This window comes from Citrobacter pasteurii (assembly GCF_019047765.1).
GTDB classification, from domain to species: domain Bacteria; phylum Pseudomonadota; class Gammaproteobacteria; order Enterobacterales; family Enterobacteriaceae; genus Citrobacter; species Citrobacter pasteurii.
On record NZ_CP077262.1, the window covers coordinates 4,776,456 to 4,788,670 of the forward strand.

General features: G+C 56.8%; 14 protein-coding genes. 12 read left to right on the forward strand and 2 right to left on the reverse strand.

The annotated features are described in order from the left end of the window. Positions 1-2: 2 nt before the first annotated feature. The 9 genes from phnJ (at position 3) to I6L54_RS23070 (ending at position 5,831) form a co-directional block, all read left to right on the forward strand. Entirely contained in the window at positions 3-794 is a 792-nt protein-coding gene (gene phnJ / locus I6L54_RS23030; RefSeq protein WP_230586357.1) for an alpha-D-ribose 1-methylphosphonate 5-phosphate C-P-lyase PhnJ, read from the forward strand. Next, positions 791-1,549, forward strand: a complete 759-nt coding sequence (gene phnK / locus I6L54_RS23035; RefSeq protein WP_005132536.1) for a phosphonate C-P lyase system protein PhnK — start codon at positions 791-793, stop codon at positions 1,547-1,549. The genes phnJ and phnK overlap by 4 nt, the downstream gene beginning before the upstream one ends. Before the next feature lie 108 nt (positions 1,550-1,657). Then, positions 1,658-2,338, forward strand: a complete 681-nt coding sequence (phnL, locus tag I6L54_RS23040) for a phosphonate C-P lyase system protein PhnL (RefSeq protein ID WP_005132537.1) — start codon at positions 1,658-1,660, stop codon at positions 2,336-2,338. Next, positions 2,335-3,471 carry an alpha-D-ribose 1-methylphosphonate 5-triphosphate diphosphatase gene (gene phnM, locus I6L54_RS23045; protein WP_005132539.1) on the forward strand — a complete coding sequence of 379 codons (1,137 nt, stop codon included), beginning with the start codon at positions 2,335-2,337 and terminating at the stop codon, positions 3,469-3,471. The genes phnL and phnM overlap by 4 nt, the downstream gene beginning before the upstream one ends. Positions 3,472-3,473: 2 nt before the next feature. Further along, entirely contained in the window at positions 3,474-4,028 is a 555-nt protein-coding gene (phnN, locus tag I6L54_RS23050) for a ribose 1,5-bisphosphokinase (protein ID WP_005132540.1), read from the forward strand. Then, complete coding sequence (gene phnO, locus I6L54_RS23055; RefSeq protein ID WP_005132541.1) at positions 4,015-4,449, forward strand: aminoalkylphosphonate N-acetyltransferase; 435 nt, start codon at positions 4,015-4,017, stop codon at positions 4,447-4,449. The genes phnN and phnO overlap by 14 nt, the downstream gene beginning before the upstream one ends. Before the next feature lie 9 nt (positions 4,450-4,458). Then, on the forward strand, positions 4,459-5,217 hold the full coding sequence (gene phnP, locus I6L54_RS23060) for a phosphonate metabolism protein PhnP (protein ID WP_005132542.1): 759 nt from the start codon (positions 4,459-4,461) through the stop codon (positions 5,215-5,217). A 78-nt stretch (positions 5,218-5,295) separates the two neighbouring features. Beyond that, positions 5,296-5,547, forward strand: coding sequence for a type II toxin-antitoxin system Phd/YefM family antitoxin (locus tag I6L54_RS23065; protein WP_005132543.1), 252 nt, complete (start codon positions 5,296-5,298; stop codon positions 5,545-5,547). Further along, on the forward strand, positions 5,544-5,831 hold the full coding sequence (locus I6L54_RS23070; RefSeq protein ID WP_005132544.1) for a type II toxin-antitoxin system RelE family toxin: 288 nt from the start codon (positions 5,544-5,546) through the stop codon (positions 5,829-5,831). Before I6L54_RS23065 ends, I6L54_RS23070 begins: the two co-directional genes overlap by 4 nt. Here I6L54_RS23070 and yjdP read toward each other — a convergent pair. Both yjdP and I6L54_RS23080 read right to left on the reverse strand, forming a co-directional pair. Further along, positions 5,828-6,157, reverse strand: coding sequence for a DDRRRQL repeat protein YjdP (yjdP, locus tag I6L54_RS23075; RefSeq protein ID WP_040234033.1), 330 nt, complete (start codon positions 6,155-6,157; stop codon positions 5,828-5,830). The genes I6L54_RS23070 and yjdP overlap by 4 nt on opposite strands. Positions 6,158-6,226: 69 nt before the next feature. Continuing rightward, positions 6,227-8,491 (reverse strand): hybrid sensor histidine kinase/response regulator, encoded by a 2,265-nt coding sequence (locus I6L54_RS23080; RefSeq protein ID WP_005132546.1) that lies wholly within the window; start codon positions 8,489-8,491, stop codon positions 6,227-6,229. A 114-nt stretch (positions 8,492-8,605) separates the two neighbouring features. Between I6L54_RS23080 and I6L54_RS23085 the strand changes: the two genes are divergently transcribed. The 3 genes from I6L54_RS23085 to I6L54_RS23095 all read left to right on the forward strand — a co-directional run bounded on the left by I6L54_RS23085 (position 8,606) and on the right by I6L54_RS23095 (position 12,174). Beyond that, positions 8,606-10,129, forward strand: coding sequence for a sugar ABC transporter ATP-binding protein (locus I6L54_RS23085; RefSeq protein WP_005132547.1), 1,524 nt, complete (start codon positions 8,606-8,608; stop codon positions 10,127-10,129). Next, complete coding sequence (locus tag I6L54_RS23090) at positions 10,122-11,117, forward strand: ABC transporter permease subunit (RefSeq protein WP_005132548.1); 996 nt, start codon at positions 10,122-10,124, stop codon at positions 11,115-11,117. Before I6L54_RS23085 ends, I6L54_RS23090 begins: the two co-directional genes overlap by 8 nt. A gap of 115 nt (positions 11,118-11,232) precedes the next feature. Then, positions 11,233-12,174 carry an ABC transporter substrate-binding protein gene (locus tag I6L54_RS23095; protein ID WP_005132549.1) on the forward strand — a complete coding sequence of 314 codons (942 nt, stop codon included), beginning with the start codon at positions 11,233-11,235 and terminating at the stop codon, positions 12,172-12,174. Positions 12,175-12,215: the final 41 nt, after the last annotated feature.

Sequence of the window (12,215 nt, forward strand, 5' to 3'; positions counted from 1 at the left end):
GCATGATCCGCCGCGCAATTCTGAAAGCGGTGGCGATCCCCGGTTACCAGGTACCATTTGGCGGACGAGAAATGCCGATGCCCTACGGTTGGGGGACGGGCGGCATTCAGCTCACTGCCAGCGTGATTGGCGAGCCGGACGTACTGAAGGTGATTGACCAGGGCGCGGATGACACCACTAACGCCGTGTCGATTCGCAACTTCTTCAAACGCGTAACCGGGGTCAATACCACCGAGCGTACGGAAGATGCGACACTGATCCAGACCCGCCATCGCATCCCGGAAACGCCGCTGGTGGAAGATCAAATAATCATCTTCCAGGTACCGATCCCCGAGCCGCTGCGCTTTATCGAACCGCGTGAAACGGAAACCCGCACCATGCACGCGCTGGAAGAGTACGGCATCATGCAGGTGAAACTGTATGAAGATATCGCCCGCTTCGGCCATATCGCCACCACTTATGCCTATCCGGTGAAGGTCAATGACCGCTACGTCATGGATCCGTCGCCCATCCCGAAATTCGACAACCCGAAGATGGACATGATGCCGGCCCTGCAACTGTTTGGCGCAGGCCGCGAAAAGCGCATCTATGCCGTGCCACCTTACACCCGTGTGGAAAGCCTCGATTTCGACGATCACCCGTTTACCGTACAGAGCTGGGATGAGCCTTGCGCCATTTGTGGCTCAACCCACAGCTATCTCGATGAAGTGGTGCTCGATGACACCGGCAAACGCATGTTTGTCTGCTCCGACACCGACTACTGCCGCCAACAGAGCGAGGCCCTCAGCCAATGACGCAACCGCTGCTTTCAGTCAACAACCTGACCCATCTCTACGCGCCGGGCAAAGGCTTCAGCGATGTCTCTTTTGACCTGTGGCCTGGCGAAGTGCTGGGTATCGTCGGCGAGTCCGGCTCCGGCAAAACCACGCTGTTGAAATCGATCTCTTCACGGCTGACGCCGCAGAGCGGTGAGATTTTGTATCAGAACCGCTCGCTGTACGGCATGAACGAGGCCGATCGTCGCCGTCTGCTGCGTACCGAATGGGGCGTGGTGCATCAACACCCGATGGACGGTCTGCGCCGTCAGGTTTCGGCGGGCGGCAACATCGGCGAACGTCTGATGGCCACCGGCGCGCGTCATTACGGCGATATCCGCGCCACCGCACAGCGCTGGCTGGAGGCGGTGGAGATCACCGCCTCGCGTATCGACGACCTGCCAACCACCTTTTCCGGCGGCATGCAGCAGCGTCTGCAGATCGCCCGCAACCTCGTCACCCATCCCAAACTGGTATTTATGGACGAACCCACCGGTGGGCTGGACGTTTCCGTACAAGCCAAGCTGCTGGACCTGCTGCGCGGCCTGGTGGTGGAACTGGATCTGGCGGTGGTGATTGTCACCCACGATCTGGGCGTGGCGCGTCTGCTGGCAGACCGTTTGCTGGTGATGAAACAGGGTCAGGTGGTGGAAAGTGGGTTAACCGACCGCGTGCTCGACGACCCGCACCATCCGTACACCCAGTTGCTGGTGTCGTCCGTACTGCAGAACTGATTTTTTTGTTGTGCCCGATGGCGCTGCGCTTATCGGGCCTACCTGGATCGCACTTTTGTAGGCCGGATAAGGCGCAACCGCCATCCGGCAAAAAATCTCGAGGCAAAAATGATTCGCGTTGAAAACGTCAGTAAAACTTTTGTCCTGCATCAGCAAAACGGCGTGCGTCTGCCGGTGCTGCAAAACGCCACGCTGGAAGTGAAAAATGGCGAATGCGTGGTGCTGCACGGTCATTCCGGCAGCGGTAAATCGACGCTGCTACGCTCGCTGTACGCCAACTACCTGCCGGATGAAGGACACATCCACATTCTTCACAGCGATGAATGGGTGGATCTGGTGCAGGCCCCGGCGCGCAAAGTGCTGGAAGTTCGCCGTTCAACCATCGGCTGGGTAAGCCAGTTTCTGCGCGTGATCCCACGGATTTCCGCGCTGGATGTGGTGATGCAACCGCTGCTGGATCTGGGCGTATCTCGTGAGGAATGTGCAGCCAAAGCCGCGAGCCTGCTCACCCGCCTGAATGTTCCTGAGCGCTTATGGCATCTCGCGCCATCAACCTTTTCCGGCGGCGAACAGCAACGCGTCAACATCGCCCGCGGATTCATCGTCGATTACCCCATTCTGCTGCTCGATGAGCCCACTGCCTCGCTGGACGCCAAAAACAGCGCCGCCGTCGTCGCATTGATTGAAGAAGCGAAAGCCCGCGGCGCGGCAATTGTCGGCATTTTTCACGATCAAACCGTGCGCGACCGCGTAGCGGATCGCCTGCACCTGATGGGAACAACAGCATGATTATCAACAATGTAAAGCTGGTGCTGGAAGATGACGTGGTGCAAGGATCGCTGGAAATTGAAGGCGGAACGATCCGCACTTTTGCCGAAAGCCAGAGCAGCTTGCCTGAAGCGCTGGACGGTGAAGGTGGCTGGCTGCTGCCTGGGCTTATTGAACTGCACACCGATAACCTCGACAAGTTCTTTACCCCACGCCCAAAAGTAGACTGGCCCGCCCACTCGGCGATGAGCAGCCACGATGCTTTAATGGTTGCCAGCGGTATTACCACCGTGCTGGACGCAGTGGCGATTGGCGATGTGCGCGACGGTGGCGACCGTCTGGAAAACCTGGAAAAAATGATCAATGCGGTGGAAGAGACGCAAAAGCGCGGGGTCAACCGTGCCGAACACCGCCTGCACTTGCGCTGTGAGCTACCGCATCACACCACCCTGCCGCTGTTTGAAAAGCTGGTTGGTCGTGAACCGGTGACGCTGGTGTCATTGATGGATCACTCGCCGGGTCAGCGTCAGTTCGCCAATCGTGAGAAGTACCGCGAGTATTATCAGGGCAAGTATTCACTCACCGACGAACAAATGGCCCGCTACGAAGAAGAACAGTTAGCGCTGGCTGCGCGTTGGTCGCAGCCTAACCGCACGGCCATTGCCCAGATGTGTCGCGAACGGCAGATTGCACTGGCGAGCCACGATGACGCCACCCACGATCATGTCCTTGAATCGCATCAACTTGGCAGCGTGATCGCCGAATTTCCCACGACTTTCGAAGCCGCCGAAGCCTCACGCCGGCATGGCATGAACGTGCTAATGGGCGCGCCAAATATCGTGCGAGGCGGTTCGCACTCCGGCAACGTAGCAGCCCATAAGCTGGCCGAACTGGGGCTGCTGGATATCCTCTCTTCTGATTACTACCCCGCCAGCCTGCTCGATGCAGCATTTCGTGTGGCAGATGACGACGCCAACCACTTTACGCTGCCACAGGCCATTCGTCTGGTGACCCGCAATCCGGCGCGGGCGTTGAATCTTGACGACCGTGGCGTGGTTGCCGAAGGAAAACGCGCGGATCTGGTGCTGGCACACCGCAAAGGCGGAAACATCCATATCGACCACGTCTGGCGTCAGGGCAAAAGGGTATTCTGACTATGGGTAAACTGATCTGGCTGATGGGGCCGTCCGGCTCCGGTAAGGACAGTCTGCTGGCAGAATTGCGCCAGCAGGAACCGGCACAACTGCTGGTGGCGCATCGCTACATCACCCGGGCGGCCAATGCCGGGAATGAAAATCATATTGCGCTAAGTGAACCAGAGTTTTTTACCCGCGCCGGGCAGAACCTGCTGGCGCTGAGCTGGCATGCCAACGGTCTGTACTACGGCGTCGGCGTGGAGATTGACCTCTGGCTGCATGCTGGTTTTGATGTGGTGGTCAACGGTTCACGCGCCCATCTGCCGCAGGCGCAATCACGCTATGGCACGGCTTTAATGCCTATCTGCTTACAGGTTTCTCCGGCAATTTTACGCCAACGCCTGCAGTCACGCGGACGGGAGAGCGAAACGGAAATCGCCGCCCGCCTTGAACGCGCAGCGCGCTATGCGCCGTATGACTGCCACGTCCTGAATAACGATGGTAGTTTGCTACAGTCTGTCGATACACTGCTCGCACTGATGGGACGCAAGGAGAAGAAACATGTCTGTCTGTGAATTACGCCGCGCCACGCTGTACGATACCGATGCGGTTTATGCGCTCATCTGCGAGTTGAAGCAGGGTCAATTTGACCTGCAGGCTTTTAGCGCTGGTTACGCCGCTAATCTGCAAGATGCCAATATGCACTACCAGCTGGCGCTGCTCGACGGACAGGTCATCGGATTGATCGGTCTGCATTTGCAGTTTCATCTGCACCACGCTAACTGGATTGGTGAGATTCAGGAACTGGTAGTGATGCCGCAGGCGCGGGGGTTAAAGGTAGGCAGCCAGTTGCTGGCCTGGGCCGAAGCCACCGCGCGCGAAGCGGGCGCGGAAATGACCGAACTTTCCACCAGCACGCAGCGCCTTGATGCGCATCGTTTTTACCGCCGCGAAGGTTATACGCAGAGCCATTTTCGCTTTACCAAGCCGTTGTAGGGGGATGCGATGAGTCTGACCATTACGCTTACAGGAACCGGCGGCGCACAGTTGGTACCGGCTTTTGGCTGCAACTGTGCCGCCTGCCAACGAGCACGTTTACAGGCGCAATACCGCCGACGCCCCTGCAGTGGCGTGGTCAAATTCAATAATGCGGTGACGCTGCTGGACGCAGGGATCCCCCATCTGATGGACGACTGGCCGGCAGGCAGTTTCCAGCAGTTCCTGCTCACTCACTATCATATGGATCATGTACAGGGACTGTTTCCGCTGCGCTGGGGGGTGGGAAAAACGATCCCGGTGTACGGCCCACCGGATGAACAGGGCTGCGACGATCTGTTTAAGCATCCCGGTATTCTCGATTTTAGCCAGACCGTCGCGCCGTTTGAGGTGTTCGATTTGCAGGGATTGCAGGTGACTCCTTTACCGCTCAACCATTCTAAGCTGACGTTTGGCTATCTGCTGGAGACCGCGCACAGCCGCGTGGCATGGCTCTCTGATACCGCCGGACTGCCCGACAAAACGCTGAAGTTTCTCCACAATAACCAACCTCAGGTGATTATCATCGACTGCAGCCATGCCCCGCGCAGCGAGCCACCGCGCAATCACTGCGATCTGAATACCGTTATCGCCTTGAACGAGGTTATCCGTTGCCCACGGGTGATCCTGACCCATATCAGCCACCAGTTCGACCTGTGGATGATGGATAACCCGCTACCCGCAGGGTTTGAGGCCGGGTATGACGGAATGAAGATTGTGCTGGGGTAATTTCCCGGATAATAAGACTTGTTAACAGGTCTCTTAAATCCTATATTAAGACCAGTTAAATGGTCTTCAGGAGCGATTATGCCGCATATTATTTTAAGCGATACCACCGCGAGCGTGAGTGAGCTGAAAAAGAACCCGATGGCGACTGTGAGCGCAGGAAATGGGTTTCCGGTCGCAATCCTGAACCGTAACCAGCCCGCCTTTTATTGCGTGCCAGCGGAGCTTTACGAAAAAATGCTTGATGCACTGGACGATCAGCAACTGGTTAAATTAGTCCATGAACGTAGCCAACAACCCCTGGTGGATGTGGATCTGGACAGCTTTTTATGAGTTATACGGTAAAGTTCAGGGAAGATGCGCTGAAAGAATGGCAAAAACTTGATACAGCCATTCAGCAGCAGTTTGCCAAAAAACTAAAGAAATGCTGTGAAAACCCGCATGTCCCCTCAGCAAAGCTCAGGGGAATAAAGGATTGCTACAAAATCAAACTACGAACATCAGGGTTTCGTCTTGTTTATCAAGTTATTGACGACACTCTGGTCATCGCTGTCGTTGCCGTCGGTAAACGCGAGCGCAGTGAAGTCTATAACCTTGCCAGCGAAAGATTGCGCTAACGGTCGTAATCTTCTTCCATTCTGCGCTCTTCATCTTCTAACTGACGCCGTTCCCGATCGAGCTGGCGCTGACGCTCATCCAGTTGTCGACGCCGGTCTTCAAACTGACGTCGCCGGTCATCATACTGCCTGCCCCGATCGTCACTCATCTGGCGCTGCCAGCCACTGTCGCGGGCGTCGTCGTAATCCCGCCCGTTATCGGGTTTGTATGCGTCGTTAATCGCCTGCTGAATATTGCCGATGGCGTCATCGATAATATCGGCCTGCGCCGAAACAGTGGTCACCATTAGCAGACTAAAAAGAAAGAATGTCAGGGAGCGTTGCATCAAACCCGCCTCATCAAGAAACTCACCCCACGGTAATCAAAGCGTATTCGCGCGGGTAGCGGAGGAATCTCAATTACAAGAATGCCGCAGCGCCTGCGCCAGCTCTCCTCGGGTAAAAGGTTTACGCAGCAGCGCCACATCCGGCAGCGCCGGATTATGCGCCGGACGTAAATCCTGGCCGCTAATCAGCAGAATATTCAGCTGGGGATAATGCTTCAGGGCATGATTGACCACATCCGCGCCACTCAATCCGCCTGGCAACATTAAGTCACTGACAAGAATATCAATCTCTGCTGAAGCCGCCAGCATATGCAGCGCCTGCTCGCCGTTGGCGGCCTCCAGCGTCAGATAACCCAGCAGATGCAACTGCTCACACAGCGTCTGGCGCACGTCGGCCTCATCTTCGAGCACCAGTACCAGCTTTTCACTGCTGTTCGCCGCATGTTCCGCTATCGGTTGTGCCTGAATCTGAACCGACACAACGGCACGGGGAAGCTGTAACCGGACCGTAGTTCCCTGCTCCGGCGCGCTCTCAATTTCCACTCGACCACCGGACTGGCGCACAAAACCGTAGACCATCGACAATCCCAGACCGCTGCCGCTGCCGGTCTGTTTGGTGGTGAAGAACGGTTCGAAGACCTGAGCTTTCACTTCCTGCGACATCCCACTTCCCTGGTCGGCTACCTCCAGCATCACCATATCCTGCTTGCGCCCATCGCTGCGCGTAACCCGTTGATTCCATGTACGGATTTTTATCGTACCCGCCTGCCCGTCCATGGCATCACGGGCATTCATCACCAGATTGATAATGGCGTTTTCCAGTTGGCTGACGTCAATCCACGCGGGCCAGGCCGGAGACTGGGCTTCAATTTCCAGCGTCAGCGTGGACGGGAGCGAATGGCGCATCAGTTCGCCCAGGTTTTCCAGCAATGTTTTCAGCTCCACGGCATGTGGATGCAAAGACTGTTTGCGCGAGAAAGCCAGCAGCCGCTGGGTCAGCAGCGCCCCGCGCTCGGCGGCTTTCAGCGCCCGATTGATCCGTGGCGCGTCGGGAGAATTCGGATCCACCAAATCCAGGCTGCCGATAATCACCGCCAGCAGGTTATTGAAATCATGCGCTAATCCGCCCGTCAGCTGTCCTACCGCCTTCAGCTTTTGGCTGTGCAACAGCGCTTCCTCCAGCCCCTGACGCTCGGTGCGGTCGATTTCCATCTGCGTGGTTTTTTCTTTCAGCAGCCGGGTGGTGTGCTCCAACGACGCCGTATTACGGGCAAAGACGCTAAAAGCACGCGCCAGCTCGCCCAGCTCATCACGCCGTTGCAGGGCCGGGACACTGACGTCTGATTCACCGTGCGCCAGCCGGCTCATCGCCCGCGAAATGGCCGTCAGGTTAGAACCGAGATTGCGGTAGATATACCACCCGGCAAAACCGGTGATCACCACCGCCAGTAGCGCAAACGCCAAAATAAACAACGCGCCGGATTGCAGTTCCCGATGACTTTGCGCCACCCGCTGTTCGGAGATTATCGCCACCTGCGAGACATACTGGTTGATATCGCTGTTGAGGATCGCCACCAACGCTTTGATGTGGAACATATACCAGTTGATCGCCAGATCGCTTTGTTCCAGTGCGGCAGAAAGCGGCTCCAGCTTATGCAGTTCCTGATTGAAATCATTGAGAATACGGCTAATCAGCAGGTTACTGGCTTGCAGAGGCAGCGCGAGCATCACCTCGTCCAGTTGTTTGACCACCGATCGCGGTGTAGGTGTTTCAATAGCGGCGATAATTAAACGATCCATCTGATCCAGCTGCGCGTCATCCTGTGCGTCAGTCAACTTTTGCAGATGGCGTAAGTAGCTTTGATTCTGGTACAGCGAACTGAGTAGCGCGTTGCGCTCCAGATGCCGCCGCTGTCCGCGCTGCAACATACCTTCCACACTGCTTTGCAGCTCATTGCTGCGTTGAATAATACGCTCAACCAGCACCGGCTCCTGCTGCGCCAGCGGCGCAGCGGCCAGTTGTTCCAGCGACTGCTTCAGCGACCGCTGCGTCTCCTGCAGCCGCTCCGCTTCACCTTTGTATTCCAGCGCCCCCACCACCTGCGACAGCCGCACCGCCGCCGTCGCCACGTTCGCCGTATCGCGCGCCAGGTTCATACTGCCGGTCATGTCGTCAACGGTTTGCTGCTGCACCTGCTCCTGAATCTGGCTGGCATGCTGAAATCCCAGCACCGCTACGCCGCTGACCATCAACGTGACCGCCACCACCAGCAGGTTGAAAAACAGTAATCGCCCGCGCGCGCTGGCGAAAAAGTGACGTCCTGGTTGCGGCATATCACGCTCCGTGAAGAAAAATCGCAATATGACAAATATGAACGGCTTCTGACATTTTGCATTTACATTCCTGTGATGGACTGCTGATATCGGCCACCCCGCAGGAGATCCGCTATGAGCAGGACACCGGTTCTGGAGATGCGCAACATTGCCAAAGCGTTTGGCAAATTTTACGCGCTGAAAGGGGTCGATTTAACGGTCTGGCCGGGTGAGATCCATGCCCTGATGGGCGAAAATGGCGCAGGAAAAAGCACCCTGATGAAGATCCTCGCCGGTGCCTATACCGCCACCAGCGGCGAGATCCTGATTGACGGTCAGCCGTTCCACATTCGTGGGCCAAAAGATGCGCTCAGCGCGGGCATCACGCTGATTTATCAGGAGATGCAGCTCGCGCCAAACCTGACGGTGGCGGAAAATATCTTTCTTGGCAGCGAACTGTCGCGTGGTGGTCTGGTTCAGCGCAAAGAGATGGTGATGCAGTCGCAGAAGGTTATCGACCGACTCGGGGCTCAGTTTAAGGCCAGCGACCGTGTGATGACGTTGACCATCGCCGAGCAGCAGCAGGTGGAAATCGCCCGCGCCTTGCACCGTAACAGCCGCATTCTGGTTATGGATGAACCCACCGCCGCCCTCTCCTCACGTGAAACCCACCGCCTGTTTGAACTGATCATGCGCCTGCGCGATGAGGGGATGGCGATTATCTACATCAGCCACCGCATGGCGGAAGTGTATGAACTCTCGGATCGCGTCAGCGTCCTGCGCGATGGGCAGTATGTCGGTAGCCTGACCCGCGACAAGCTTAATGCTTCGGAACTGGTGCGCATGATGGTGGGCCGTCCGTTGAGCGATCTGTTCAACAAAGAGCGCGATATTCCTTTGGGTAAAGCGCGCCTCAATGTTCATCACCTGACTGATGGCAACAAAGTGCAACCGTGCAGCTTGCTGGTGCGCTCCGGGGAGATTGTCGGCCTTGCGGGTCTGGTGGGCGCCGGACGTTCTGAACTGGCGCAGCTGATTTTTGGCGTACGTAAAGCCATCGGCGGCATGATTGAAATCGACGGTGAACCGGTGGTGATCCACTCCCCACGCGAGGCGATTGACCACGGCATTGGTTTTCTGACCGAGAACCGCAAAGAACAGGGGTTATTTTTAGAACTGGCGGCAGCGGAGAACATCACCATGGCGACGCTGGAGCGCGACGCCACCTGGGGCATGCTCGATCGCAAAAAGGCGCAGGCGATTTCCGATGATGCGATTCAATTACTCAACATCCGCGTGCCGCATGCTCAGGTACGGGCGGGTGGGCTGTCCGGCGGTAATCAACAGAAATTGCTGATCTCGCGTTGGGTGGCGATCGGCCCCCGCATTTTGATCCTCGATGAACCCACGCGCGGCGTGGACGTCGGCGCCAAAAGCGAGATCTACCGGATCATGAACGATATGGCGCGCAAAGGCGTGGCGATCCTGATGATCTCCAGCGAACTGCCGGAAGTGGTCGGGATGAGCGATCGCGTGTATGTCATGCGCGAAGGCAGTATTGCCGGCGAGCTGGACGGGAAAAGTATTACCCAGGAAAACATTATGACGCTGGCAACCGGCGTGAACGACTCCCACCATCAGGCGGTGCCCCATGAATAATCCAACCACTCCCCAGCAGGTGGCGAAATCCGCCTCCGCGAAAAAAATGCTGATGAGCGATCTGATGCAAACGGTCGGCATCTTACCCATTCTGATCCTGATTGTGGCGGTGTTTGGCTTTATCGCGCCAAACTTTTTTACTGAGAGCAACCTGCTGAATATTACCCGCCAGGCGTCGATCAATATCGTGCTGGCGGCTGGCATGACTTTCATTATTTTAACCGGCGGCATCGACCTTTCGGTTGGCTCCATTCTCGGCACCACTGCCGTTGCGGCGATGGTCGTTTCTCTTATTCCTGAGTTTGCCATGCTGTCGATTCCGGCGGCGCTGATGCTCGGCATGGTACTGGGGTTGTTTAACGGGGCGCTGGTCGCTTTTGCCGGACTACCGCCGTTTATCGTCACGCTTGGGACTTATACCGCGTTACGTGGCGCGGCTTATCTACTGGCTGATGGCACTACGGTTATCAACTCCAACATCAGCTTTGAGTGGATCGGCAACAACTATCTCGGCCCGGTACCGTGGCTGGTAGTGATTGCACTGGCGGTGGTGGTGGTGTGCTGGTTCATTCTTAGGCGCACCACGCTGGGCGTCCATATCTACGCGGTTGGCGGCAATATGCAGGCAGCACGTTTAACCGGTATCAAAGTATGGCTGGTGCTGCTGTTCGTCTATGGCATGAGCGGTTTGCTCTCGGGTCTTGGTGGAGTGATGAGCGCCTCGCGGCTGTACAGCGCCAACGGCAACTTAGGCATGGGTTATGAGCTGGACGCCATCGCGGCGGTGATCCTCGGCGGCACCAGCTTTGTCGGCGGGATAGGCACCATCACCGGCACGCTGGTGGGGGCGCTGATTATCGCCACGCTGAATAACGGCATGACGCTAATGGGCGTCTCCTATTTCTGGCAACTGGTGATCAAAGGGGCGGTGATCATCATAGCGGTGCTGATCGACAAATACCGTACCCGACACCATCAAAGTGCATAGACAGGATTGCCGGATGGCGGCGCAATCGCCTTATCCGGCCTACCCATCCGTAGGCCTGATAAGCGTAGCGCCATCAGGCTTATAACAACAATACCCTACGAGTGAGGAATACAGCATGAGATTGAAGCCATTAGTGACCGCGCTCTGTGCTGGCGCACTGCTTGCTAGCGCTCCGTTTGTGCAGGCAAAAGAACTGAAATCGATCGGCGTCACGGTGGGCGATCTGGCCAACCCGTTCTTCGTACAAATAACCAAAGGTGCGGAGCTGGAAGCGCGCAAACTGGCGGGCGATGGTGTTAAAGTGACGCTGGTGTCCAGCGGCTACGACCTGGGCCAGCAGGTATCGCAAATCGACAACTTTATTGCCGCCAAAGTCGACATGATTATCCTTAACGCAGCGGATTCCAAAGGCATCGGTCCGGCGGTAAAACGCGCGAAAGACGCAGGGATTGTGGTGGTTGCTGTTGACGTGGCGGCGGAAGGCGCTGACGCGACCATTACCTCCGATAACACCCAGGCGGGTGAAATGGCCTGTAAATACATCACCGACCGCCTGAAAGGCAAAGGCAACGTCGTCATCATCAACGGGCCGCCGGTTTCCGCCGTCCAGAACCGCGTGGAAGGCTGCCAGACCGAGTTTAAACGCCACCCGGACATCAAGGTGCTGTCGCATAACCAAAACGCCAAAGGCAGCCGCGAAGGCGGGCTGGAGATCATGACCGCACTGCTGGCGGCGAATCCAAAGATCGACGGCGTATTTGCGATTAACGATCCGACTGCGATCGGTGCCGATCTGGCGGCAAAACAGGCGCAGCGTAGCGAATTCTTTATTGTTGGCGTAGACGGCAGCCCGGACGGTGAAGAGGCCCTGAAGCGCGAAAACTCACTATTTGTGGCGACGCCAGCACAAGATCCGCAGGTGATGGCTGCCAAAGCGGTCGAAATCGGCTATGACATATTGCAAGGGAAACCCGCCCCGAAAGAGCCCGTGCTGATCCCGGTGACGATGATCGATAAAAACAACGTCGGCAGTTATAAGGGTTGGACGGTTAAATAAATCCTGAACTGAGTGATGCTCTCCTGCCACAAAGAGCGTAA

What these genes read in the sequence shown, in the direction of transcription:
- phnM (WP_005132539.1), top strand. Translation starts at nt 2,335, where the DNA reads ATGATTATCAACAATGTAAAGCTGGTGCTGGAAGATGACGTGGTGCAA.
- I6L54_RS23080 (WP_005132546.1), bottom strand. Translation starts at nt 8,491, where the DNA reads ATGCCGCAACCAGGACGTCACTTTTTCGCCAGCGCGCGCGGGCGATTA.
- yjdP (WP_040234033.1), bottom strand. Translation starts at nt 6,157, where the DNA reads ATGCAACGCTCCCTGACATTCTTTCTTTTTAGTCTGCTAATGGTGACC.
- I6L54_RS23070 (WP_005132544.1), top strand. Translation starts at nt 5,544, where the DNA reads ATGAGTTATACGGTAAAGTTCAGGGAAGATGCGCTGAAAGAATGGCAA.
- phnL (WP_005132537.1), top strand. Translation starts at nt 1,658, where the DNA reads ATGATTCGCGTTGAAAACGTCAGTAAAACTTTTGTCCTGCATCAGCAA.
- I6L54_RS23065 (WP_005132543.1), top strand. Translation starts at nt 5,296, where the DNA reads ATGCCGCATATTATTTTAAGCGATACCACCGCGAGCGTGAGTGAGCTG.
- I6L54_RS23095 (WP_005132549.1), top strand. Translation starts at nt 11,233, where the DNA reads ATGAGATTGAAGCCATTAGTGACCGCGCTCTGTGCTGGCGCACTGCTT.
- phnN (WP_005132540.1), top strand. Translation starts at nt 3,474, where the DNA reads ATGGGTAAACTGATCTGGCTGATGGGGCCGTCCGGCTCCGGTAAGGAC.
- I6L54_RS23090 (WP_005132548.1), top strand. Translation starts at nt 10,122, where the DNA reads ATGAATAATCCAACCACTCCCCAGCAGGTGGCGAAATCCGCCTCCGCG.
- phnK (WP_005132536.1), top strand. Translation starts at nt 791, where the DNA reads ATGACGCAACCGCTGCTTTCAGTCAACAACCTGACCCATCTCTACGCG.
- I6L54_RS23085 (WP_005132547.1), top strand. Translation starts at nt 8,606, where the DNA reads ATGAGCAGGACACCGGTTCTGGAGATGCGCAACATTGCCAAAGCGTTT.
- phnJ (WP_230586357.1), top strand. Translation starts at nt 3, where the DNA reads ATGATCCGCCGCGCAATTCTGAAAGCGGTGGCGATCCCCGGTTACCAG.
- phnP (WP_005132542.1), top strand. Translation starts at nt 4,459, where the DNA reads ATGAGTCTGACCATTACGCTTACAGGAACCGGCGGCGCACAGTTGGTA.
- phnO (WP_005132541.1), top strand. Translation starts at nt 4,015, where the DNA reads ATGTCTGTCTGTGAATTACGCCGCGCCACGCTGTACGATACCGATGCG.